This window comes from Gordonia aurantiaca, assembly GCF_039939235.1.
Taxonomy (GTDB): Bacteria; Actinomycetota; Actinomycetes; order Mycobacteriales; family Mycobacteriaceae; genus Gordonia.
Map to the genome: position 1 here is coordinate 1024388 of NZ_JBDUUF010000001.1, position 23378 is coordinate 1047765.

Sequence of the window (23378 nt, forward strand, 5' to 3'; positions counted from 1 at the left end):
CGCGTGCCGCTCGACGTGCTGCTATTAGGCTCGCAGTCGTGACAAGAGGGACCGCGTCGGAACGCACGCCACTCGTGGTGATGGCGTCGGGTACCGGTTCCCTGCTCGAATCGCTGATCGCCCGCGCCGAGTCCGACGACGCGCCGTTCGAGATCGCCGCGATCGTCGTCGACCGGACCTGCCGCGCGCAGGATATCGCGCAGCGCAACGACATCCCCCTCATCACCTGCCGCCTGGCCGACCACCCGGATCGTGCCGCCTGGGATCGGGCCCTCACCGACGCGGTCGCCGCCGTCGACCCCGGGTGGGTCGTCACCGCCGGGTTCATGAAGATCCTCGGCCCGGCGTTCCTCGGCCGCTTCGGCGGGCGCATCGTCAACTCGCACCCGGCGCTGCTGCCCGCCTTCCCGGGGGCGCACGGCGTGACCGACGCCCTCGACTACGGCGTCAAGGTCACCGGCGCGACCGTTCACCTCGTGGACGAGGGCGTCGACACCGGCCCCATCCTCGCGCAGCAGGTGGTGTCGGTTCAGGACGACGACACCGCCGACACCCTGCACGAACGGATCAAGACTGTCGAGCGAGTGTTGCTCGCCGACGTGGTGACCGCCCTGGTCACCCGAGGAGTAGTCATCGATGGACGAAAGGCCCGCATCCCGTGAACGCACAGCCCGCTGACAGCGCCCGCCGACCCATCCGGCGCGCACTGGTGAGTGTCTACGACAAGAGCGGCCTGGCCGATCTCGCGACCGCACTCCAGGCCGCCGGTGTGGAGATCGTCTCGACGGGGTCGACCGCCAAGACCATCGCCGACGCCGGTGTGCCGGTGGTCGAGGTCTCGACGCTGACCGGATTCCCCGAGTGCCTCGACGGCCGGGTCAAGACCCTCCACCCGAAGGTCCACGCGGGCATCCTCGCCGACACCCGCAAGGACGACCATGTCGCGCAGCTCGCCGAACTCGGCGTCGCTGCCTTCGATCTCGTCGTCGTGAACCTCTACCCGTTCACCGCGACCGTCGCGTCCGGAGCCACCCCCGACGAGTGCATCGGGCAGATCGACATCGGTGGTCCGTCGATGGTGCGCGGCGCCGCCAAGAACCACCCGTCGGTGGCCGTCGTGACGAGCCCGGCCGACTACGGCCTGGTGACCGAGGCGCTGCAGGCCGGCGGCTTCACGCTCGCCGATCGGAAGAAGCTGGCCGCCAAAGCGTTCCGCCACACCGCCGACTACGACGTGGCCGTCGCATCGTGGATGTCGAGCGTGGTGGCGCCCGAGGACGATTCGCAGTTCCCGAGCTGGACCGGCGCCACCTGGACCCGGTCGGCGGTGCTGCGCTACGGCGAGAACCCACACCAGGCCGCGGCTCTCTACGTCGGGAATGCGAGCGTCGGCGGTGTCTCCACCGCCGAGCAGCTGCACGGCAAGGAGATGAGCTACAACAACTACACCGACGCCGACGCCGCCTGGCGCGCCGCGTACGACTTCGACGCCCCTGCGGTCGCGATCATCAAGCACGCGAACCCGTGCGGCATCGCGGTCGGCGCCGACATCGCCGAAGCGCACCGCAAGGCGCACGCCTGCGACCCGGTGTCCGCATACGGCGGCGTGATCGCCGCGAACCGCGAGATCACCGTCGAGATGGCCGAGCAGGTCGCCGAGATCTTCACCGAGGTCATCATCGCGCCGGGCTTCGCCGACGGAGCGCTCTCGGTGCTGACCCGCAAGAAGAACATCCGCGTGCTGGTGGCGACCCCGCCGTCGGCGGGCGTCGAGACCAAGCCGGTCTCCGGTGGTCTGCTGATGCAGGAGCGCGACGTCCTCGACGCCGAGGGCGACAACCCGGAGAACTGGACCCTCGTCGCCGGGCCGCCGGCCGACAACCAGACTCTCGCCGACCTCGAGTTCGCCTGGCGCGCTTGCCGTTCTGTCAAATCGAACGCCATCCTGCTGGCCTCGGACGGCGCGTCGGTCGGTGTCGGCATGGGGCAGGTCAACCGCGTCGACTCCGCGCACCTGGCCGTGCAGCGCGCCGGTGACCGGGCCGCCGGAAGCGTCGGTGCGTCGGACGCGTTCTTCCCGTTCCCGGACGGCCTGCAGGTCCTGCTGAACGCCGGTGTGAAGGCCGTCGTGCAGCCGGGCGGGTCGATCCGTGACAAAGAGGTCATCGAGGCTGCCGAGGAGGCGGGCGTGACGCTCTACCTCACCGGGGCACGCCATTTCGCTCACTGATCTCGCCCTACTACTCCTTGCGGGGTTCGGTGCGGGGCTGATCGGGTACATCACCGGACTGGCGTCGGTGGTGAGCTATCCCGCGCTCCTCGCGGTGGGACTTCCGCCGATCGCGGCGAACGTGACCAACACGGTTGCGCTCGTCGCGGTCGGGGTCGGAAGCACCGCGCAGTCCGGGAGAGTCCTCCTCGACGGTGACCGGCGACGGCTGATCGTCGGGGTGATCGCGGCGCTCGTCGGCGGAACCGTCGGCGCCGCACTACTTCTCGTCACGCCCGCGGAGGCGTTCGAGGCTATCGTCCCGTTCCTCGTCGGCATCGCCGCGATCGCGCTGCTCGTACAACCGGTTCTACGGCGGTGGGCCACCGGCCGCGTCGAGCATCCGGCGGTGTTCCTCCTCGGGCTGTTCCTGATCTGCATCTACGGCGGATACTTCGGCGCCGGTGCGGGCATCATGATCCTCGCGCTGATGCTCGTGGTCACCAGCGAGCCGCTGTGGCGTGCGGCGCTGAGCAAGTCGCTGTTCCTCGGCATCGCCAACGCCATCGCCGCCGTCGGGTTCATGATCTTCGGTCCCGTGCACTGGTGGGCCGCGCTCGCCATGGCCATCGGCTGTCTGCTCGGTGGCTGGTGCGGTCCGCCGGTGGTCAAACGGCTGCCCGCGGGCCCGTTGCGGGTCGTCGTGGGACTGTGCGGCCTCGGCCTGGCGGTGTGGCTGGCGGTGAACTGAGCGACGTATCGTCGACACCATGCTCGACAACGTCGCCGCCGCGACCTATCCGCACCTGCAGGTGTTCGGTTTCGACTACGACGGCTCCGGATACTCGGTGGAGGTGGTCGATTACACCGATCGGGAGGTGACGAGCGTGGTCGACGACGCCGACCACTACTTCACCGACACCGGAAAGCTGTGGTCGCTCGCGCTGGTGGCCGAGCAGGCTTCGGGCGAAACGAACCTGACCTGGCTGTCGGGGTACGACTACCGGGAGGCGCCTGCGAACACCGCGGAGCGGCGTCGACGGGCCGACATGCAACTGCGGTATTTGATGTCGCGATCCCGGCGTCATGAGCCCGTAGTGCTTCCCGACGGCCTGCGGTTGATCCGGATGTTTCCCGAGTGGGGTGGGGCGGGACCGCTGTGGGAGAGCTTCACCGAGAACTATCCCGCCGAGCCGGAGAAGCTCGGACTCTCCGCGTCGCTGGCAAGAGACCTCGAGGAGTGGAACGACGACTGGGCAGCCGGCGGGCCCGGCAACCAGCTCGAGGACCCGATGCCCTGGCTGGAGCGGGGACGTGAGCTGTTCGATCGGGTGCAACACGAACTCCGCGGTGTCGCCGAGGTGACCACCAGACTGGACTTCGACCGGGTGGGCTGAGCAGACCGCGGCCGTAGCCGCCGGTCGTCGGTCGCGCGTTGCGCGGTATGAAAGCACACCGCCGCCGCAGATCCCGCGCTGCGACGCTTTTCCGTCACTGCGGCGATAACTCTGGTTCTGGACATCCCGGGCCTCTAGACATGCACGGTGACCTTGTTCGTGGACATCGTTCCCGAGGACGCGCCGGGGTGCCGTGCGGAACGGAAATCGTCTGGCCGATCGCCGCGTCTGCGATCGGCCCTCACCCGTGTCGGGCTGCCGCTGCTGTCAGTGGTGGTGTTCGCCGCCGTCTGGCAACTCGTTGCGGTGAGCGGGATCTGGAGTGAGACCTTCGTCCCACGTCTGGGGACGGTGTGGGATGCCTTCGTCGACATGTCGACCACGCACAACGGGATTCGCGGATACGCCGACTACTACTGGTGGGAACACCTGTACATGACGCTGCGCCGCGTGTTCGCCGGTGTGGTGATCGGCGTGGTCCTCGGGGTCGCGCTGGGCCTGGCGATGGGCACCGTGGGCTGGTTGCGTCGTCTCCTCGAACCCTGGCTGACGTTCCTGCGCGCGCTGCCGCCGCTGGCGTACTTCTTCCTGCTGGTCATCTGGCTCGGCATCGACGAGGCGCCCAAGATCACCCTCCTCGCGCTCGCGGCTCTGCCGCCGGCCGCGGTGGCGACGACCGCTGCGGTGAGCGCCGCGCCGGTGGCGCTGATCGAGGTGGCACGAGCGCTGGGTGCACGGCGGTCGGAGGTCATCCGCGACGTCGTCGTGCCGTCGGCGTTGCCGGAGACCTTCACCGGCATCAGGCTTTCGGTCGGTATCGCCTACTCGTCGGTGGTGGCGGCCGAACTCTTCAACGGCATCCCCGGAATCGGTGGCGTGGTCAAGGACGCCAGCAACTACAACAACACTCCCGTCGTCCTGGTCGGCATCATCGCCATCGGTCTGTCCGGACTGATCATCGACGGGCTTCTTCGAACAGTCGAGCACCGAGTGGTGCCGTGGCGCGGAAAGGTCTGACACGCAATGAGAATCACACGTAGGGGAGTGCGTTCGGTGAGCACCCTGCTCGGCGCGCTGGCAGCAGTGGTGCTGGTGCTCGCCGGCTGCTCGGTGGGCGACTCCGGCGACAGCAGCAAGCCGACGATCCGGCTGGCCTACCAGTCGTTCCCGAGTGGCGATCTGATCGTCAAGAACAACCGCTGGCTCGAAGAGGCCCTGCCGGACTACAACATCAAGTGGACCAAGTTCGACTCGGGCGCCGACATCAACACCGCCTTCGTCGCCGACGAGATCGACTTCGGCGCCATCGGTTCCAGCCCGGTGGCGCGCGGGCTCTCCGAGCCGTTGAACATCCCCTACCAGGTCGTCTTCGTCCTGGACGTAGCCGGCGACAACGAGGCACTCGTCGCCCGCAACGGCACCGGCATCGCCACCGTCGCCGACCTGAAGGGCAAGCGCGTGGCCACCGCCTTCGCGTCGACGGCACACTACAGCCTGCTCGCCGCCCTGAACCAGGCCGGGGTCGACCCGAAGGAGGTCGACCTGATCGACCTGCAGCCGCAGGCCTCGCTGGCCGCCTGGCAGCGTGGCGATGTCGACGCGGTCTACACCTGGCTGCCTACGCTGGACGAGCTGCGCAAGGACGGCACGACGATCATCGCCAGCCGTCAGCTCGCCACCGCGGGCAAGCCGACGCTCGACCTCGGCGTGGTGTCGACGAAGTTCGCCGACGCCCATCCCGAGGTGGTCGACACCTGGCGCAAGGTCCAGGCACGCGCACTGACCCTGATCAAGGACGATCCGCAGGCTACCGCGGAAGCCGTTGCCGCGCAGCTGAACACCACTCCGGAAGATGCCGCCAACCAGTTGAAGCAGGGCACGTTCCTCACCGTCGCGGAGCTGACCTCGCCGACCTGGCTCGGCACCGAGGGCAACCCGGGCAACCTTGCGGAGAACCTGCACAGCGCCGCCGAGTTCCTCGCCGAACAGCAGCAGATCCCGTCGGCGCCGCCGCTGAAGACCTTCCAGGATGCGATCTACACCGAGGGATTGCCGGGTGTCGTCGAACAGCAGTAGCACGGTCGTCGAGACCGATCACGGCGTCGAGCCGGCCGGTGGCGCGGCCGGTTCGATCAGCCTGCGCCACGTGACCAAGACATACGGTTCCGGGGCCGACGCGGTCACCGCGGTCGGTCCGGTCGATCTCGAGGTTCCGCCGGGTGAGTTCCTCGTGCTGGTGGGCGCGTCGGGATGCGGGAAGTCGACGCTGCTCCGGCTGGTGGGGGGTTTCGAACCCGCGACCTCCGGGCAGGTCGAGGTCTCCGGACAATCGCCGGTCCCGGGCGTCACCGCGGGTGTGGTCTTCCAGCAGCCGCGGCTGTTCCCGTGGCGGACCGTCGGCGGCAACGTCGACCTCGCGCTCAAGTACGCGCGCGTACCCGAACCCGAACGCGCAGCACGCCGGGAGGAGCTCCTGCACCGCGTGGGACTCGACGACACGGCCGGCCGTCGGATCTGGGAGATCTCGGGCGGCCAGCAGCAGCGAGTCGCCATCGCACGCGCGCTGGCCGCGGAGACGTCGTTGCTGTTGCTCGACGAACCGTTCGCGGCCCTGGACGCACTGACCAGGGAACGGCTGCAGGAGGATCTGCGCGCGGTGAGTGCGGATCTGGGACGTACCAATGTGTTCGTCACCCACAGTGCGGACGAGGCTGCGTTTCTCGGGAGTCGGATCGTTGTGCTCACCCGGCGGCCGGGGCGCGTTGCCCTCGACATCGCCTCACCGCTGCCGCGGACCGGGGTGACACCCGAGGAGCTGCGCGCATCCCCCGAGTATGCCGCTCTGCGGGCAGAGGTGGGCGCCGCGGTCAAGGAGGCCGCTCTGGCCTGACCGACACCTGCGGTGTTTTTCTCAGGCTGAATCCAACCCTGTTCGTGGTGCCGGGCGGGGGACTACACAGAACGGGTGTCTGTTCTCGCATCTCCCGTCCGGTATCCCGACTGCTCGCCGAGCGTGCCGTCGTGTACCGGGCCGGCGGCCGGAACAGCCTCGAGAATCCTGACGACGATCCACTCGATGAACTTCTCCGACGGTTCCCATCACGGGTCCCCGCCGGCGGCGGCTCTTGTCCGCCCCGTCCGCCGTTCATCGAGAAGGACTCATCATGACCACCGCACGTCCCACCTCTGACGTCCGCACCGCTGCGTCTGCCACCCTATCGTCGGGCATCGTCGCCTCCGGCGTCGAGCTCGACATCGACGAGTTCGGTCCGAACTTCGGTGCCGAGATCCGCGGCATCGACGTCGCGCAAGCCACCGACGACCAGGTGCGCGCCATTCGTCAGGCTCTCATCGAGTACAAGGTCGTCGTCCTGCGCGGTCAGGACCTCGACGATGCCTCGCACATCGAGTTCGGAAACCGGCTGGGGGAGCTGACCACCGGTCATCCGGTCTGGGACAGCGGGGACGTCCCGGACGAGGTGTACGAACTCGACAGCGCCGACAACGGATTCGCCGACGTGTGGCACACGGACGTCACCTTCATGCGGCGCCCGCCGATGGGTTCCATCTTGCGGCCGGTGGTGTTGCCCCGCAACGGCGGTGACACCAATTGGGCCGACGCCGAACTCGCGTACGCGTCGTTGTCCGAACCGGTGCAGCGGCTCGTGGACGGCCTGACCGCTGTCCACGACGGTAACCGCGAGTTCGGGTACTACCTGCGCCACAAGCGTAAGGGGCGTGGAAACAGCTGGGATGGAAGGGAAGTGACGGAACTCGTGCCGGTGAGCCACCCCGTCGTCCGCGTCCATCCGGAGACCGGTCGCAAGGCGCTGTTCGTCAACCCGGGCTTCACGTCGCACATCGAGGGCGTCTCCGAGTTCGAGAGCCGGGCCATCCTCGACATGCTCTACGCGCACATCACCAAGCCCGAGCACGTCGTCCGACACCGCTGGCGTCCGGGTGACCTGGTGCTCTGGGACAACCGCAACACCCTGCATTACGCGAACCGCGACTACGGCGACAACCGCCGGGTGATGCACCGCATCACGCTCCGGGGCGACGTGCCCGTCGGACCGGCGTAGGGCGACCGCACTGATCCGTATCGCGTTGTGACCGGCAACCGGGCGCAACGCCATACGGATTTTTTCGCCTCCGATATTCAACCAAGGGGTTGACAAAGGATCCGGACGGGCCCAGTCTCGTATTCAACCGAACGGTTGAGGAGGACATCGGATGGCAGACGAGCTCTCGAAGGCATTCGCCGCACTGGCGGACCCCACCCGGCGCGACATCGTCGCCCGACTGGCGGTCTCCGATGCGACGGTGAGCGAGCTCGCCGCGCCCTACGACGTCAGCATCCAGGCGGTGTCCAAGCACCTGAAGGTGCTCGAGGACGCCGGCCTGGTGAGCCGAACCCGGGAGGCCCAGAAACGTCCGGTCCATCTGGAAGCAGAGGTGTTCGACCTCATGACCAAGTGGATCGAGCGGTACCGCAAGCGGGCGGAGGAGCGCTACCAGCGCCTCGACGCACTGCTCGCCGAGATGAACGACGGACCCGCGGCATCCGAGCCCGGAGACGACATCGACACACCCCAGGGAGGAAAGGCGTCATGAGCACCACCACAACCCGCTACCCCGAAGCCGCGATCGAGGCCGACAAGGAGGTCCCGATCATCCGGATCACCCGCGACTTCCGCGCCACGCCGGCCCAGCTGATGAAGGCGCACACCGACCCGGAACTGTTCGTCCGCTGGAACGGGCCCGAGACGGTCTCCAGCCGGATCGTCGAATGGGACGTCCGCGACGGCGGCAGTTGGCGTTACATCTCGACCCACGAGGGGCAGGACCACGAGTTCCGCGGCTGCTTCCACACCGTCGGCGAGGACAAGATCGTGCAGACCTTCACGTGGATGGGCATGCCCGACCAGGTCTCGTTGGAGACGCTGTGGTTCGAGGACCTCGGCGACGGCACCACCCGGCTCCACGCGCAGTCGCTGTGCGACAACTTCGCCGACCGCGACGCGTGGCTGGCGTCGGGCATGGAGGTCGGCGTCAACGAAGGCTACGCCGCACTCGACAAGCTCCTCGAGTCGGGAGAGCTGTAGGGCCATGTCGTTGTCGGAACTCGATGCCGCCGCAACGGTATCGCGAGGTCGATGCCGGATTCGCCGGAATCGTCGCGCGGGTCTCCGATTGGGGTGCACCGACGCCCGTCGACGGGTGGGTCGCGCGCGACGTCGTCGCCCATCTCGTCGACTGGTCCACGGGATTCCTCGGGGCGGCGGCATCACCCTTCCCGTGGGACCCTCGGTCGCCGACGACCCGGTGGCCGCCTGGACGGCGCACACCGCGGCGGTCCGGGAACTGCTCGACGGCCCGACGGCCGACGAGGCGTTCACCCACCCGATGGTCGGCGACCACCGTCTCGCCGACGCGATCGACCGCTTCTACACCGCGGACGTCTACATGCACACCTGGGACCTCGCGCGGTCGCAGGGCATCATTCCCGACCTCGATGCCGAATATGCGCAGCTGTTGCTTGACGGCATGACACCGATCGAGGACGTGCTGCGGGGATCCGGTCAGTACGGACCCGCGGTCGAGGTGTCCGCGGACGCCGGGGCCGTGGCCCGGCTGATGGGTTTCATCGGCCGCGACCCGGGCTGGACCCCGCCCGCCTGACCGCAGGTCGAGCGGGTACGCCACGCGCGCGGATCACGAATCGCGACGCAGGTCACCCGCCGACCCGTTCACGCCGAGACGGAGGTGGACCGGACCGCCCAGCGCGAGATCGCGACGCGTCACCCCATGCTCGGAGTAGCGTGGATCACGTGCCAGAGGACAATCTCACCACCCATGGTTCACAGACGACCGAAACCCGCCATCCCTCGCCCCGCACCCTGGGCGAACTGCGCGCCAGCGGCCACGTGTTCCGCAGCGTGCGTGACGAGATCCGCCACAACCTGCTGACGGCGCTCCGCGAGGGCCGCGATCCCTGGCCGGGAATCGTCGGCTTCGAGTCCACCGTCATCCCGCAGCTCGAACGCGCGCTCATCGCCGGCCACGACGTCGTGATGCTCGGCGAGCGCGGTCAGGGCAAGACCCGCATCCTGCGGACCCTCGTCGGACTCCTCGACGAATGGACACCGGTCATCGCGGGTTCCGAACTCGGCGAACACCCCTACGAGCCGATCACCCCGGCGTCGATCCGCAAGGCCGCCAACCTGCTCGACGACCTGCCCATCGAATGGCGTCACCGTTCGCAGCGCTACAGCGAGAAGCTCGCCACCCCCGACACCTCGGTCGCCGACCTCGTCGGCGACATCGACCCGATGAAGGTGGCCGAGGGCCGCAGCCTCGGCGACCCGGAGACCATCCACTTCGGTCTCATCCCGCGCGCGCACCGCGGCATCGTCGCGATCAACGAGCTGCCCGACCTCGCCGAGCGCATCCAGGTCGCGATGCTCAACGTGATGGAGGAGCGCGACATCCAGGTCCGCGGGTACACCCTGCGGCTCCCGCTCGACGTGCTGGTGATGGCGTCGGCCAACCCGGAGGATTACACCAACCGCGGGCGCATCATCACCCCGCTGAAGGACCGCTTCGGCGCCGAGATCCGCACGCACTACCCGCTCGAACTCGACGACGAGGTGGCCGTCATCGAGCAGGAGGCCGACCTCACCGCGACCGTCCCGACCTTCATCACCGAGATCCTCGCGCGCTTCACCCGCTACACGCGCGACCACCCGTCGATCGACCAGCGCTCCGGTGTGTCCGCGCGCTTCTCGATCGCGGCCGCCGAGACCGTCGCAGCCGCGGCACTGCATCGTGCCGCGGTGACCGGCGAGGAGCAGCCGGTCGCGCGCGTCGTCGACCTCGAATCGGTGGTCGAGGTGCTGCGCGGCAAGGTCGAGTTCGAGTCCGGCGAAGAGGGCCGCGAACTGGAGATACTCGAACATCTCATGCGCAAGTCGGTCGCCGACACGGTGCGCGCCCACCTGGGTGGCATCGACATGGCGCCGCTCGTCCATGCGCTGGAGAACGGCGAACCCGTCGTCACCGGCGACCGCATCACCGCGGCCGAGTTCCTGGCGTCGATCCCGTCGCCGGAGACCACGTCGGGGGTGCTCGACGAGATCGCCGGGCGCCTCGAGGCCGAGGCCGACGGGGAGCGGGCCAGCGCCGTCGAGCTCGCGCTGGAGGGCCTCTACCTCGCTCGCCGTATCGGCAAGGAGGCCGACGAGGCCGGCCAGACGATCTACGGCTGAGCGGGCCCGGGCCGAGCGACCACCTGAGGGAGAACAAATGGCGCGCAAGACCTTCCATCGTTCGCGCTATCAGCGATACACCGGCGGACCCGACCCGCTGGCGCCGCCGGTCGACCTGCGTGAGGCGCTGGAACGCATCGGCGACGACGTCATGGCCGGCGCGTCGCCGCAGCGCGCCCTCCGCGAGTTGTTGCGCCGTGGCACCCCGAACATGCGGGGGCTCGACAAGCTGCGCGAGCAGGTCAACCGGCGTCGCCAGGAGTTGTTGAAGAAGCGCAACCTCGACGGCACGTTCGCCGAGATCCGCGAGCTGCTCGACCGCGCGATCCTCGAGGAGCGCAAGCAGCTCGCCCGTGACCTCGACGACGACGCGCGGTTCGCCGAGATGCAGATCGGCAGCCTTCCCCCGTCGACCGCGCAGGCCGTCGAGGAACTGGCGAACTACGACTGGCGCAGCCCTCAGGCGCGGGCCGACTACGAGAAGATCAAGGACCTGCTCGGCCGAGAGCTGCTCGACCAGCGGTTCGCCGGGATGAAGCAGGCTCTCGAAGGTGCGACCGAGGCCGATCGGCAACGGGTTTCGGACATGCTCGCCGATCTCAACGAGTTGCTCGAGGCCCACAACCGTGGTGAGGACACCTCGGAGCAGTTCTCCGAGTTCATGGACAAGCACGGGGAGTTCTTCCCGGAGAACCCGCGCGACACCGAGGAGCTCATCGACTCGCTGGCCCGTCGCGCCGCCGCCGCGCAGCAGTTCTACAACTCGCTGACCCCCGAGCAGCAGGCCGAACTCGATCAGCTCGCCCAGCAGGCGTTCGGTTCCCCGGAGCTGATGAACCAACTGGCACAGATGGATTCGCAACTCCGGATGGCCCGCCCCGGCCTGGACTGGGACAACGCCCAGTCGTTCTCCGGGGACCAACCGATGGGACTCGGAGAGGGTGCCGCGGCGCTGCGGGACATCTCCGAACTCGAGGCGCTGAGCGAGCAGTTGTCGCAGCAGTACGCCGGTGCGCAGATGGAGGACATCGACCTCGACGCGCTCGCCCGGCAGCTCGGCGAGGAGGCGGCCGTCGACGCACGGATGCTCGCCGAACTCGAGAAGGCGCTGTCCGAGCAGGGATTCTTCGACCGCACGCCCGACGGCCAACTGCGGTTGAGTCCCAAGGCGATGCGCCAGCTGGGTCAGTCGATCTTCCGTGACATCGCCGAACAGTTGTCGGGGCGTCGCGGGGATCGGCAGACACGGCAGACCGGTCTGCTCGGCGAACCCACCGGCGCCAGTCGTGAGTGGGAATTCGGCGACACCGACCCGTGGGATGTCACGCGCACGGTGTCGAATGCCGTGTTGCGCACCGTGTCCGAGACCCGGGAGCCCGCCCTCGCCACCTCGGAGATGACGCGGTCAGGGGTGCGCATCGACGTGCGCGATGTCGAGGTCGTGGAGACCGAGAGCCGGACCCAGGCAGCCGTCGTGCTGCTCGTCGACACCTCGTTCTCGATGGAGATGGAGGGTCGCTGGACGCCGATGAAGCGCACCGCGATCGCGCTGAACCACCTGATCTCGACGCGGTTCCGCACCGACGAGTTGCACCTCATCGCATTCGGCCGGTACGCGCGGTCCATCGACATCGCCGAGCTGACCGGGCTGCAGCCGCGCATGGAGCAGGGCACCAACCTGCACCACGCACTCCTGCTGGCGCAGCGGCATCTTCGCCGGTTCCCGAATGCGCAACCGGTCGTGCTCATCGTCACCGACGGCGAGCCGACCGCACATCTGGACCCGAGCGGCGAGCCGTTCTTCTTCTATCCGCCGCACCCGCAGACCATCGCCCTGACCGTGCGCGAACTCGACCACATCTCGCGGATCGGCGCGCAGGTCACGTTCTTCCGGCTCGGCGACGCCCCGGGGCTGGCCCACTTCATGGACCAGATCGCGCGGCGGATCGGCGGTCGGGTGGTCGCGCCCGACCTCGACGGCCTCGGCGCCGCGGTGGTCGGGGACTACCTGCGATCGCGGGGTCGGCGCTGACGCGGGTGACCGGCGCCGGGCGCCGCGCCGACCCTCAGGCGGTGCGCGGCTTGCGGCCGGCGATGATCCACAGCACGACGCCGATCAGGAAGAGCAGTCCACCGAGGCCGCCGCCGAGGAAGGCGAGCGCGATTCCGCCGCCGAGACTCAGGATCCCGCCGACGTCGACCGAGGCGACGACGACGCGGTCGGTGCATTCGAACGTGTACGTGCCGCCCTGGACCACCTCGAAGGACGCGAACGACTCCACGTGGTTGCCGTCATGGTCGAATTCGGCGGTCAGGCTGCCGTTTCGGACGGGCTCGGCCGGGCCGTCGATGTTGCACGACGGGGCGCGGCCGTCTTCGGTGAAGAGCGTGAAAGTGTCGCCGGCGTCGTAGGCATGCCGGGCGGTCGGTTCGACGACGAACGAGTCGTTCACGATGTTCCCGGCCCCGGTCGCGGCCAGGATGCCGCCGACGACGATCGAGACCACCAGGATCGCGAGGCCGACGAAGGTGAGGCCCTTGCCCCAGCGTCGCATCCCGGAGCGGTCCTTCGGCTGGGGCGGGGGAGGCGGGTGGCCGCCCGGTGGGTAGCCGCCTTGGGGATACCCGCCCTGGGGATATCCGCCCTGGGGGTAAGCGCCTTGCGGGTAGGCGCCCTGCGGGTACTGGCCGGGGGACGGGGGTCCGGGCTGGTACGGCTGTCCGGGATCAAACGGTTGGCCCACGATCGCCTCCGGTTCTCTGTGCGTGGTCGTCGTTCTCCGACAGGTCGGATTATGCCTCCGCGGCGGGCATCTCGGGGTGCGACCGGGGGATTCCTCAGGGTCGGCGCGGCGATTCGGCAGCCGAAATCAGGGTGGTCCCGTCGCGCATACGCCACTAGGGTCGGTGTACGTGGACACCTCCGGCGATCTCCCCGCCCCCGACGATCGTCGAGCACGGTTGCGTGCGGCCGACGTGGATCGGGAACTGGTACACGAAATCCTCTCCGCAGCCATGGCCCACGGCAGCCTGACGCCGGCCGAGTACGAAGAGCGGGCCGGAAAGGCCGTCGTGGCAAAGACGTTCGCCGATCTCGACGCCCTCACCGACGACCTGCCCATCGCGCAACTGGGTGTCGCCATCCCGGCGCCGTCGCTTGCGCCCGGGCCACGCGTCACCGGTGCCGTCGGGGCGGACGCCGTGCGCCACCGGCTGGCGATCATGTCCGAGAGCGAGCTGACGGGGACGGCGGTGGTCGCCGACGAGTTGACCGCGACCGCGATCATGGGCGGGGTGAAGCTCGACCTGCGCGAGGTCGAGTTCGCCAGCCCGGTGCTCACCATCCGCGCCGTCGCGATCATGGGCGGCGTCGAGATCCTCGCGCCCGAGGACGTGACCGCGGAGATCGGGGGCCTCGGGATCATGGGCGGTTTCGGCGGCAGGTCGCAGCGCTCCACCCGGCCGGGGGCGCCGGTGATCCGGGTGACGGGCCTCGCGCTCATGGGCGGCGTCGAGCTGAAGATCCCCAAGCGCAAGGCCCTCGACGACCACGACTGAGGGTTGCGACGGCCGAGACCTCGCCGCCACGAGCGCCGGACGGGGCCGAGAGCCGGCGGCCTCAGGCCAGCAACAGGGCGATGGCCGCGATCACCGGGATGGACGCGATCGTGGTGATCAGCCCGGTGTCGCGGGCCAGGATCTGACCCCGCCGGTAGCGGGTGGCGTAGACGAACACGTTCTGGGCGGTCGGCAGGGCCGCGATCACCACCTGTGCGAACAGATCGTGGCCGGTCTGGCCGAATCCCCAGCGCGCGATCGCGTACACGGCCAGCGGCATCGCGACCATCTTCAGCACCGAGGCGAGGAGGATGTCGCGGCGCGGGCTCTCGCCCTTCTTGAAGATCTGCACACCGGTCAGCGACATGCCGAACGCGAGCAGCGCGGTCGGCACCGATGCGTCGCCGAGCATCTTCAGCGGTGACATCACGGCAGCCGGCGGCATCAGGCCGAGCAGCGACACGACGAGTCCGGCGATGCCCCCGACGACGATCGGATTGGTGAGCGGCGCAATCAGCGAGTCCTTGACGACCGAGCGGCCGGACTCCCGTTCGAGGGCGGTGAGGTCGAGCGCCAGCAGCGCCATCGGCGACAGGATCAGGATCTGGAACAGCAGCAGCGGCGCCACGAACGACGCGTCGTCGAGCACGAAGATGGCGATCGGCAGCCCCAGGTTGACGCTGTTGACATACGACGACGACAACGCGCCGATGACCAGCTCGGGAATCCCGCGTCGGAGCGTCAGTTTCGCGATGACGAGATAGGCGGTCGCGATGATCAGGGCGCCGCCGCCGGCGATGACCAGCGTCGAGGAGAAGACGACCGAGAGATCGGACGTCACCAGGGAGTGGAACAACAGCGCCGGGGTGAAGACGAAGAACACCAGACGCGAGAGGACCTCGTGGGCGCGGTCTCCGATGACCCGTGTCCGGCCGAGGAGGTAACCCACCCCGACTACTATGAAGATCACCGTGAAGCCGGAGATGACGCCAGACACCGCTCGAGTCTATTCATCAGGGTGAACCACGGAATTGTCGGACCTAAGAAGGGGTAACGGGTGTCACAACCACCGGAGCAGGGATCGGGCAACGACCAGGACGATTGGGGCACGGTTCCGAGCTCGGGGTCTTCGAGCGGCGATCACGGTGTGAATCTGAGCAAGGGCGGCCAGACCCCGCCGGACCCCACGTCCCCGGAGTACGCCCCGACCCAGTTCGGCCAGGCGTACCAGCCGCCCGCCGATCCGCAGGGCCAGGACCCGTACGGCCAGAGTCCATACGGACAGAACGCCTACGAGCAGAATCCGTATGGGCAGCCGTCGCCGGATCCCTACGCGCAGAATCCGTACGGTCAGAGCCCGTACGGGGCGGCGCCGGGCTCGGCCTACGGCGATCCCTACCAGCCGGGACCCGCCTACGGATCGGCGGCGTACGGCGGCGCGAATCCCTACCAGGCAGGCGCCTACCCCGGTTATGCCGCGCCGCCCTCCACGAACGGAAAGGCGATCGCGTCGTTGGTCTGCGGGATCGCCGGCCTGGTGTGCTGTGGGTTGATCACCGGGATCGTCGCCGTGGTCCTCGGTGTGATGGCCCGTCGTGAGGTGAGGGATTCGTCCGGTCGGGAGACCGGGGACGGCCTCGCGCTCGGCGGGATCATCACGGGAACGATCGCGATCGTCTGGTCGCTGGTGTTCATCGTCCTCTACGCGGTGGGTATCGGCGCGGCGATCCTCGACGACAGCAGCACTTCCACCTTCTGAACGATTTCACGCCGATCCTGCCCCTGACCGGGAGATTCTCCGCCCGGTCGGGGGCAGTTCTCATTAGTCTGTGACGAGCGCCGCCGATGACGCCGCGCCCACAGTCGTCGCGCCGCGACGACGCCAGCACGTGAAAGGCACCGAAGATGTCGAACCCGCCCGGAGATGGGGAGTCGCACGAGCCGACCTCCGCACCTCAGTCACCGCCGGAATCCGCCTCCGGCCAGTCGTCTCCCGCCGAAGCCGGTGACGCGGCCCGTCCGGCCCCGATGACGTCGACGCCCGGCGCCGGGCCCGAGGGCACCGAGGTCGCCGAATCCCACAGTCCGGCCGACGCGACCACCCGGATCATCAAGACCGGTCCCACCGTCGGTGGGTCGGGCGAGGCTTCGCCCGAGCCGTTCGGTGCCGCCGGAGAGCCTCCTGCCCCGGGTGGGCCTGCCCCCTCCGGGTACGACTCGACGCGAGTGATCTCCACGCCGCCCGCGGGGCCGGGTGGGGCGCCGCAGTCTCAGGGGCAGCCGCCGCAGGGGGCACCCGGGTACGGGGCACCTCAGGGATACGGCGCGCCGGGCGCCGGCCCGCAGGGGTACGGCGCCGCCGGCCACGGCCACGCGGGGGCGCCCGGTCCGGACGCCTCGGGCCAGGCGGGCTCTCCGCAAGGACCAGGACAGTTCGGTCAGGGCGGACCCGGGTCTGCCCAGCATGGGTACGGACAGCCCTACCCTGCGGGGGTGCAGCCCGCGCCGCCCGTCGACCCGGCGGGCTTCGGCGACCCCTACGCCGGGGCGTCGGCGCCGAAGACCAACTCGCTCGCCATCTTCGCGCTGGTGGCGTCGTTGCTGGGGCTCTTCTGCGGTGTCGGCGGCCTGGCCGGTCTGATCATGGGCATCTTCGCGCGCCGGCAGATCGACGCCTCGAACGGTCGGGAGACCGGCGGCGGGCTCGCGCTGGCCGCGATCATCATCGGCGCGATCGTCGTCGTCTGGGCGCTGTTCTGGCTGGTGATGATCGGCACCGGCGCCGTGGACGTCGATTTCTCCAGTTCGTAGGCTCTCGACGGCCACCCCGGGGCGGCCCGCAGGCCTCCATTTTGGAGTTGGGCGCCGCCAACAGGTAGTCTGATCGGGTTGTGTGCCGCGCCCGCGTGGCTGTCAGGCGCACTGACTCGGGTCGACCCGGTGACGCGCGAACGTGCCGACGACCACGCAGACCACAGTAGGAGAAGGGCTCAACCATGGCTGTACCGAAGCGCCGGATGTCGCGGGCGAACACCCGTAGCCGTCGTTCGCAGTGGAAGGCGGACAACCCCGCACTGCAGGAAGAGAAGATCAACGGCGTCCCCGTGCGGATCCCGCGTCGTCTCGTGAAGGCTGCTCGCGCAGGCATCATCGACCTGGATCGCCGCTAGTCTTCTCTCGCTGCCGGAAACGGCACAGCGATCGTTCTACGACGGCCGCCCTCGGATGACCCGGGGGCGGCCGTTCGTGTGCCCTGCATGTGCTTGTCTGTCGTATTGCTGTGGTCGGGTCGTCGTGAGGAGGCTGTGACGTGCTGCTCGACGTCCTGAACTTCGCGGGCATCGCGGTGTTCGCCGCGTCCGGCGCGATCGTGGGTGTCCGCAAGGACTTCGACATGTGGGGCATCATCACCGTCGGCGTGCTGACCGGCGTCGGCGGCGGTGTGCTGCGCGACGTCCTGCTCGGGATCACGCCGCCCACCTCGGTGCAGGGCTACGGCAACGCCCTGACCGCGGCGATCGCGAGCCTGCTCGTCTTCCAGTTCCATCCGGCGTTCACCAAACTGCGCCGTTCGATCCTCGTTCTCGACGCCTTCGGCATGGGCTTGTTCGCGGCGTCGAGCGCGAGTCTGGCCGTCGAGGTGGGCGTCAGTTCCTTCGCCGCCGCGACCGTCGGACTCCTCACCGCGATCGGTGGCGGCGTCCTGCGCGACGTGATCTCCAACGAGGTCCCGCTGCTGCTGCAACCCGCCGACCTCTACGCCGTTCCCGCCCTTCTCGGCGCCACCGTCGTCGCGCTGGGGCTGCACCACACCTCGCTGCCGCAGTGGGTCTGGCTCGTCGTCGGGTCGATCCTCGCGACGGGTCTGCGACTGCTCGGCCTCAAGTTCAAGTGGCGGTTGCCGACCGCGCGTCGCTGAGACCTCCCGCAAACCCACCCCCTTCGGACACAATCTCACCCTGCGCTGGTGGTGGATCTGTCCATAAGTGGTGGATTTGCGGAAAGGTGGGTCCGAAGCCGCATCTCGTGCGTCTGAATCTCATGGAGATTCCTGCCGATGAGCACGGCCTGATCCGGCGCGCCGACACAGTCGGAACGCACACGACCGAGAAGACGCTCCAGCGGGGCGTCACCAGAAAAGACCTGTACCGCCTGTGGCCAGGGGCCATGGCCGACTACGCGAAGGTCTCCGACCTCGACGCGGTCGAGAAGCATCGGCTCACCGTCATCGCGGCAGCCGGGGCCGGCCGACCGGGCCGACTCTTCAGTCATGTCTCGGCGGCAGCCGTGCACCGGCTTTCGATGCTCCGCCCTGATCTCGGCAAAGTACACGTCACGTCCCCGAAGGTCGGCAAACAGACAGCGCGGGTTCGGCGTCACCAGGCCGTCGTCGACGAGAAGGACATCGTGGTCGTCGACGGCGTGAAGGTCACCACCCTGGAGCGCACCGCGTGCGATGTGGCCAGGCTCGGCAACAGTCGTCAGGCCCTCGTGGTGCTCGACGCCGCGTTGCGGCGAGACGCCGACATCCAACGCATGAACGAGATCCTCGAGTCGTGCAGGCGGTTCAAGGGGGTCGAGATGCTGCGGCGAATGCTGCCCCACGCCAGCGCCTCCTCCGAGTCGGTCGGTGAATCCCTGAGTCGCGCGGTCATGCTCGAGTTCCCGGACCTGCCGGTGCCGCGCCAACAGGTGGAGATCAGGAATGACGCAGGCGTGATCGTGGCGCGCGTGGACTTCCTGCTGGCCGACCGGGTCGTCGGCGAGTTCGACGGCATGATCAAGTACAACGGCGCCGTCGGGGACGCCCCGGCATGGCGGGTCGTGGTCGACGAGAAGCTCCGCGAGGACAGGCTGCGTGCGCTCGGCTATACCGTGGTGCGCTGGACGTGGGATGACCTGCGGGACAAGGCCGCCTTCTACCTGATGCTGAAGCGCGCACTTCGATCCGCTGGGGTCGACCGATGACAAACCCACCCGTTCTGGGCAGATCCACCACCGGTTGCGGGTGAGATCCTGTCCGAGAAGGATGGGTTTGCCGAGCGACTACTGTGCGATGAACTTGTTGACGGTGCGGTTGAGGAAGTTCGGGATGAACTTCGCGGCGTTGCCCAGCACCAGGGTCTGGGTGCCGACGGAGTAGCTGGTGCGGTGCAGCAGCTTGTCCTGGAGCGTCGGGTGCACCGATTCCCAGACCTTGTCGGCGACCTGCTCGGGGGTGATGCGGATGCCGAGGGTCTTGGTCGACTTCGCACCGCCGGTGGCCAGTGCGGTCTTGGCCCACAGCGGCCAGATGCTGACGACGCGGATGTCGTCGTGCTCCCACTCGAGTTCGAGGGCCTCGGTGAGGCCGGCGACGAAGAACTTGGTGGCCGAGTAGACGGCGATACCGGGCTGGCCGTAGATCGCCGACGCCGACGCGATGTTCACCAGGTGCGCGCCGGGCGTCTTCTTCAGGTACGGGTGTGCGGCGCGGGCGCCGAGCGCGACGCCGAGTGCATCGATGTCGATCTGGCGGCGGATCTGGTCCGGGGTGATCTCGTCGATGCGGCCCTCGTGCAGGATTCCGGCGTTGTTGTCCAACACGTCGAGGGTGCCGCCGGTGTGCGAGGTGAACTCCGCGAGTGCGGCGTCCCACTGCCCGGGGTCGCGGACGTCGAGGGTGCCGGTGATCCAGTCGGGATGGTCGGCGGAGACCTTCGCGAGGGCCTCGGTGTCGACGTCGTAGACACCGACCGTCCACCCTTCGCGTCCGAACCGCTCGGCGGTGGCGAGGCCGATCCCGGCTGCACCGCCGGTGATGAAGATGGAAGACATGCGAACCCCCAGGTGAGATCGTGTGACGGTGATGTGGCTCTGACCTGCGACGACATTGCCGCGCGCCAAACTTACTCGTCAGTATATTGGTCGTTTCGTTTACTGGGTCACACCCCGGTGCTATCTTGACAACAGACATTGTCATTACATCGATCATTGTCATGGTCGACGGCGACCGGGAGGCGAGCTCGCATGACTGCTGCGATGGAACGAACCGACAACGTGATCAGCATGCGCGACGAGGGCACCGAAGAGGTGTCGGCGAGGTTGCTGGCGTCGGCGGCGCGACTCTCGCGCAACGCGATGACCGAGATCGACTGGTCCGAGCCGATGGACCCGACCAAGTACGGGTGCAGCCCCGAGTGGTCGTCGCTGTACGGCACCGACTACTGGGAGGAACTCACCGAGGAGCAGCGCATCTCGGTGACGCGCCACGAGTTCGCCTCGATCATGAACATCGGCATCTGGTTCGAGATGATCCTGCAGGAGATGGTCATCCGAGACCAGTACCTCGGCAACTACCACGGCTCCGAGTTCCAGTTCGCGCTCACCGAGATCGCCGACGAGTGCCGGCATTCACTGATGTTCGCGAAGGCATCGGAGAAGATGGTCGGCACGTCGTACCGTCCGTCGAAGAAGGTCGCGCGCCTCGGCAAGATCTTCATGCAGACCGCAAAGAACGAGGTCGCATATGCGGGAATCCTTGTCGCCGAAGAGGTTCTGGACGTGTTCCAACGCGGCTGCATGCGCGACGACCGGGTGCTCGACTTCATCCGCACGGTCAACGAGATCCACGTCCTCGAGGAATCGCGCCACATGAAGTTCGCGCGCGAGGAAGTGCGTGAGTCGCTCAAGGGGGTCGGCTGGGCGCGACGTCAGTTCAGCGCGCTGTCCGTGGCGATCGGCGCCTACTTCATCGTCACGAGCCTGGTGCAGCCGAAGGCCTTTGCCGACGCGGGCCTCGACGTCGAGCGTGCCGTGCGCGAGATGCGGCACAACTCGCACTTCCACTCGATGATCCGCAGCAGCTGCACCCATCTCATGGAGTTCCTCGACGAGGTCGGCCTGCTCACCAAGCCCGCGATGCGCTACTACCGGAAAGCCCATATGCTCTGATGTTCGTCATCACCCAATCCTGTTGCAGCGACGCGGGTTGCGTGTCGGTCTGCCCGGTCAACTGCATCCATCCGACGCCCGAGGAACGAGGCTTCGGCAGTTCGGACATCCTCCACATCGATCCGGAGGCCTGCATCGACTGCGGCGCCTGTGCGGACGCCTGCCCGGTCGATGCGATCTACCCGGCCGACAAGCTCGGTGAGCGCGACAAGGTGTTCATCGAGATCAACGCCGACTACTACAAGAACAACCCGGACATCAAGTCCGGCTGGTCACCGGTCACGTATCCGGAGATCCCGAAACTGCCTGCGGACCTTCGGGTTGCGCTCGTGGGCACCGGGCCGTCGGGGGGTTACGCCCTGCGCACCCTGCTGGATCGCACCGAGGCCCGCATCACCGTCATCGACAAGCTCCCGACACCCGGCGGCCTCGTCCGCGCGGGTGTCGCGCCCGACCACCCGGGGACCAAGGGGGTGTTGCGCGGCTTCGACCTGCTCTACCGCGACCCTCGCGTGACGATGCTGACCAATGTCACCGTCGGCGACGGCCCCCGCGACGTCACCCCGGGAGAGCTGGCCGAGCACTTCGACGCGGTGTTCTACGCCATCGGCGCGAGTGAGTCACGGCGCCTGGGCATCCCGGGGGAGGACATCCCCGGATCGACGTCGGCCACCGATCTCGTGGCCTGGTACAACGGCGTTCCCGGCGTCGACGAGGGACCGCCGTTGCGGCGGGGGACACCCGACGACCCGGCGACCGGTCGCGCGGTCGTGGTCGGAACCGGAAACGTCGCCCTCGACGTCGCCCGAATCCTCGTCTCGCCGCCGGAGTTGTTGGCCACCACCGACATCGCCGACCGCGCGCTGAACATCCTGCGTGAGCAGAATGTGCACGAGGTCGTGGTGCTCGGACGCCGCGACCAGGCGTCTGCTGCCTACACCGCCGCGGAATACCGTGCGCTGTCGGAGATCCCGGGCGTCGACGTCGAGGTGCACGACGGGCTTGACGCCGAGCTCCCGGCCTTCGGCGAACCCGCCGATCCGAACCGTCGACGCATCGTGTTCCTCTTCCACAGCACGCCCGAGGAGATCCACGGTGACCCGCAGGTCGAGGCGATCACCGTCCGCACCGGCGAGGGACGCCATCGCATCGCCACCGACCTCGTCGTTCGGTCCATCGGCTACCGATCCACGCCGATCCCGGGTCTCGCCTTCGACGACGAGCGCGGGGTATTCCGCAACGACGACGGCCGGTTGCTCGACGAGAACGGCGAGATCGTACCGGGCGGCTACGTACTGGGCTGGGCCAAGCGCGGCCCGAGCGGCGGCATCGGCACCAACCGGCAGTGCGCCATCGCGACCGTCGAGGATTTCATCGCCGACGCCGCGGCAGGCCGGCTGCGGCGCACCCGACGCGAGTCATCGGAGTTCCCGGCGCTGGTGCGCAAGCGCGTGCGGACCGTCATCGGGTACCGCGGCGTGCGCGCCATCGACCGCGCCGAGCGCCGGCGTGGGCGCGAGCAGGGCCGTCCGCGTGTGAAGTTCACCCGGGTCGCCGAGATGGTCGGCGCGGCGGGATGGCGAAAACTCTGATCACCGTTCGGTTCTCGTGTCACGATCGGTGACGCATTCGACACCAGGAGGATCGATGGCAGCACCGCACCAGAAGTGGCGCGAGCGTTCGCTGTTCGCCGTGTTCGTGACCGCGCTGATCTCGCAGAACGCGATCGCGATCCCGTACGTGCAGCGCAACGGGCCGTCGTCGGCGAAGGACTTCTTCGTCGGCGACATCATGAAGACGACTCCCGGCCGCTTCGCGATGGTCGATCTGTTGTTCGTGGTGATCGGCTTTCATCTCTGGGCGTACGGCGAGGCGCGGCGGCTGCGGATCATCGGCTGGTGGTGGGCGACGCTCGTGCTCACCTTCGGCGTCGGCATCGGCACCGCGATCCCGTTCTTCTTCTACGCGCGGGAACGGGCGCAACGCAGCTGAAACGTGCGCCAAGATCACAGG

At 68.3% G+C, this 23378-nt stretch carries 25 protein-coding genes and 1 pseudogene; 22 read left to right on the forward strand and 4 right to left on the reverse strand.

Translation table 11 applies throughout. The features are described from left to right. Window positions 1-38 precede the first annotated feature (38 nt). The 13 genes and pseudogenes from purN to ABFT43_RS04730 all read left to right on the forward strand — a co-directional run bounded on the left by purN (window position 39) and on the right by ABFT43_RS04730 (window position 12906). The gene (gene purN / locus ABFT43_RS04670) at window positions 39-662 is read left to right on the forward strand and encodes a phosphoribosylglycinamide formyltransferase (RefSeq protein WP_347959191.1); all 624 of its coding nucleotides are present in this window, start codon (window positions 39-41) and stop codon (window positions 660-662) included. Then, window positions 659-2230, forward strand: a complete 1572-nt coding sequence (purH, locus tag ABFT43_RS04675; RefSeq protein WP_347959192.1) for a bifunctional phosphoribosylaminoimidazolecarboxamide formyltransferase/IMP cyclohydrolase — start codon at window positions 659-661, stop codon at window positions 2228-2230. The genes purN and purH overlap by 4 nt, the downstream gene beginning before the upstream one ends. Beyond that, entirely contained in the window at window positions 2217-2960 is a 744-nt protein-coding gene (locus tag ABFT43_RS04680; protein ID WP_347959278.1) for a sulfite exporter TauE/SafE family protein, read from the forward strand. Before purH ends, ABFT43_RS04680 begins: the two co-directional genes overlap by 14 nt. A 19-nt stretch (window positions 2961-2979) precedes the next feature. Next, window positions 2980-3606 carry a hypothetical protein gene (locus ABFT43_RS04685; protein ID WP_347959193.1) on the forward strand — a complete coding sequence of 209 codons (627 nt, stop codon included), beginning with the start codon at window positions 2980-2982 and terminating at the stop codon, window positions 3604-3606. 147 nt (window positions 3607-3753) lie between these two features. Beyond that, window positions 3754-4623: an ABC transporter permease gene (locus tag ABFT43_RS04690; protein WP_347959194.1), complete on the forward strand. Its 870-nt coding sequence runs from the start codon at window positions 3754-3756 to the stop codon at window positions 4621-4623. A 6-nt stretch (window positions 4624-4629) separates the two neighbouring features. Next, the gene (locus ABFT43_RS04695) at window positions 4630-5682 is read left to right on the forward strand and encodes a taurine ABC transporter substrate-binding protein (RefSeq protein WP_347959195.1); all 1053 of its coding nucleotides are present in this window, start codon (window positions 4630-4632) and stop codon (window positions 5680-5682) included. Beyond that, complete coding sequence (locus ABFT43_RS04700; protein ID WP_347959196.1) at window positions 5663-6496, forward strand: ABC transporter ATP-binding protein; 834 nt, start codon at window positions 5663-5665, stop codon at window positions 6494-6496. Before ABFT43_RS04695 ends, ABFT43_RS04700 begins: the two co-directional genes overlap by 20 nt. Before the next feature lie 274 nt (window positions 6497-6770). Continuing rightward, complete coding sequence (locus ABFT43_RS04705) at window positions 6771-7688, forward strand: TauD/TfdA dioxygenase family protein (RefSeq protein WP_347959197.1); 918 nt, start codon at window positions 6771-6773, stop codon at window positions 7686-7688. Between the two features lie 151 nt (window positions 7689-7839). Beyond that, the gene (locus tag ABFT43_RS04710) at window positions 7840-8220 is read left to right on the forward strand and encodes an ArsR/SmtB family transcription factor (RefSeq protein WP_347959198.1); all 381 of its coding nucleotides are present in this window, start codon (window positions 7840-7842) and stop codon (window positions 8218-8220) included. Beyond that, window positions 8217-8711, forward strand: a complete 495-nt coding sequence (locus ABFT43_RS04715; RefSeq protein WP_347959199.1) for an SRPBCC domain-containing protein — start codon at window positions 8217-8219, stop codon at window positions 8709-8711. The genes ABFT43_RS04710 and ABFT43_RS04715 overlap by 4 nt, the downstream gene beginning before the upstream one ends. A 4-nt stretch (window positions 8712-8715) precedes the next feature. Then, a pseudogene (locus ABFT43_RS04720) lies at window positions 8716-9288 on the forward strand (maleylpyruvate isomerase N-terminal domain-containing protein). A gap of 140 nt (window positions 9289-9428) precedes the next feature. Further along, the gene (locus tag ABFT43_RS04725; RefSeq protein WP_347959200.1) at window positions 9429-10874 is read left to right on the forward strand and encodes a sigma 54-interacting transcriptional regulator; all 1446 of its coding nucleotides are present in this window, start codon (window positions 9429-9431) and stop codon (window positions 10872-10874) included. Between the two features lie 37 nt (window positions 10875-10911). Further along, window positions 10912-12906: a vWA domain-containing protein gene (locus tag ABFT43_RS04730; RefSeq protein ID WP_347959201.1), complete on the forward strand. Its 1995-nt coding sequence runs from the start codon at window positions 10912-10914 to the stop codon at window positions 12904-12906. 34 nt (window positions 12907-12940) lie between these two features. Here ABFT43_RS04730 and ABFT43_RS04735 read toward each other — a convergent pair whose 3' ends face one another. Beyond that, a complete protein-coding gene (locus tag ABFT43_RS04735; protein ID WP_347959202.1) occupies window positions 12941-13618 on the reverse strand; it encodes a hypothetical protein in 678 nt (225 codons plus the stop codon). Window positions 13619-13787: 169 nt separating this feature from the next. Here ABFT43_RS04735 and ABFT43_RS04740 point away from each other — a divergent pair, with 169 nt between their 5' ends. Next, window positions 13788-14432 (forward strand): DUF1707 SHOCT-like domain-containing protein, encoded by a 645-nt coding sequence (locus tag ABFT43_RS04740; RefSeq protein ID WP_222113758.1) that lies wholly within the window; start codon window positions 13788-13790, stop codon window positions 14430-14432. Window positions 14433-14493: 61 nt separating this feature from the next. Here ABFT43_RS04740 and ABFT43_RS04745 read toward each other — a convergent pair whose 3' ends face one another. After that, on the reverse strand, window positions 14494-15429 hold the full coding sequence (locus tag ABFT43_RS04745; protein ID WP_109237187.1) for an AEC family transporter: 936 nt from the start codon (window positions 15427-15429) through the stop codon (window positions 14494-14496). A 60-nt stretch (window positions 15430-15489) separates the two neighbouring features. Between ABFT43_RS04745 and ABFT43_RS04750 the strand changes: the two genes are divergently transcribed. Beyond that, a complete protein-coding gene (locus ABFT43_RS04750; RefSeq protein ID WP_051997147.1) occupies window positions 15490-16191 on the forward strand; it encodes a DUF4190 domain-containing protein in 702 nt (233 codons plus the stop codon). A 196-nt stretch (window positions 16192-16387) separates the two neighbouring features. Here the strand turns inward: ABFT43_RS04750 and ABFT43_RS04755 are convergent, their stop codons facing one another. Next, the gene (locus ABFT43_RS04755) at window positions 16388-16558 is read right to left on the reverse strand and encodes a hypothetical protein (RefSeq protein WP_230824639.1); all 171 of its coding nucleotides are present in this window, start codon (window positions 16556-16558) and stop codon (window positions 16388-16390) included. 367 nt (window positions 16559-16925) lie between these two features. On the opposite strand from ABFT43_RS04755, the gene ABFT43_RS04760 reads away from it, so the two are divergent. The 4 genes from ABFT43_RS04760 (at window position 16926) to ABFT43_RS04775 (ending at window position 19400) form a co-directional block, all read left to right on the forward strand. Continuing rightward, entirely contained in the window at window positions 16926-17243 is a 318-nt protein-coding gene (locus ABFT43_RS04760; RefSeq protein WP_230824640.1) for a DUF4190 domain-containing protein, read from the forward strand. Window positions 17244-17428: 185 nt separating this feature from the next. Continuing rightward, entirely contained in the window at window positions 17429-17602 is a 174-nt protein-coding gene (gene rpmF / locus ABFT43_RS04765) for a 50S ribosomal protein L32 (protein WP_006898886.1), read from the forward strand. 140 nt (window positions 17603-17742) lie between these two features. Beyond that, the gene (locus tag ABFT43_RS04770; RefSeq protein ID WP_347959203.1) at window positions 17743-18351 is read left to right on the forward strand and encodes a trimeric intracellular cation channel family protein; all 609 of its coding nucleotides are present in this window, start codon (window positions 17743-17745) and stop codon (window positions 18349-18351) included. A 122-nt stretch (window positions 18352-18473) separates the two neighbouring features. Then, window positions 18474-19400, forward strand: a complete 927-nt coding sequence (locus ABFT43_RS04775; protein WP_131735374.1) for a hypothetical protein — start codon at window positions 18474-18476, stop codon at window positions 19398-19400. Between the two features lie 78 nt (window positions 19401-19478). Here ABFT43_RS04775 and ABFT43_RS04780 read toward each other — a convergent pair whose 3' ends face one another. After that, window positions 19479-20249: an SDR family oxidoreductase gene (locus tag ABFT43_RS04780; RefSeq protein WP_347959204.1), complete on the reverse strand. Its 771-nt coding sequence runs from the start codon at window positions 20247-20249 to the stop codon at window positions 19479-19481. A gap of 192 nt (window positions 20250-20441) precedes the next feature. Between ABFT43_RS04780 and ABFT43_RS04785 the strand changes: the two genes are divergently transcribed. Genes ABFT43_RS04785 through ABFT43_RS04795 form a run of 3 tightly spaced genes read left to right on the forward strand, consistent with a single transcriptional unit; the run spans window position 20442 to window position 23357 of the window. Beyond that, window positions 20442-21365 (forward strand): AurF N-oxygenase family protein, encoded by a 924-nt coding sequence (locus ABFT43_RS04785; protein WP_347959205.1) that lies wholly within the window; start codon window positions 20442-20444, stop codon window positions 21363-21365. Next, the gene (locus ABFT43_RS04790; protein ID WP_347959206.1) at window positions 21365-22957 is read left to right on the forward strand and encodes an FAD-dependent oxidoreductase; all 1593 of its coding nucleotides are present in this window, start codon (window positions 21365-21367) and stop codon (window positions 22955-22957) included. Before ABFT43_RS04785 ends, ABFT43_RS04790 begins: the two co-directional genes overlap by 1 nt. A 55-nt stretch (window positions 22958-23012) precedes the next feature. Then, complete coding sequence (locus ABFT43_RS04795; protein ID WP_347959207.1) at window positions 23013-23357, forward strand: DUF2834 domain-containing protein; 345 nt, start codon at window positions 23013-23015, stop codon at window positions 23355-23357. Window positions 23358-23378 lie beyond the last annotated feature (21 nt).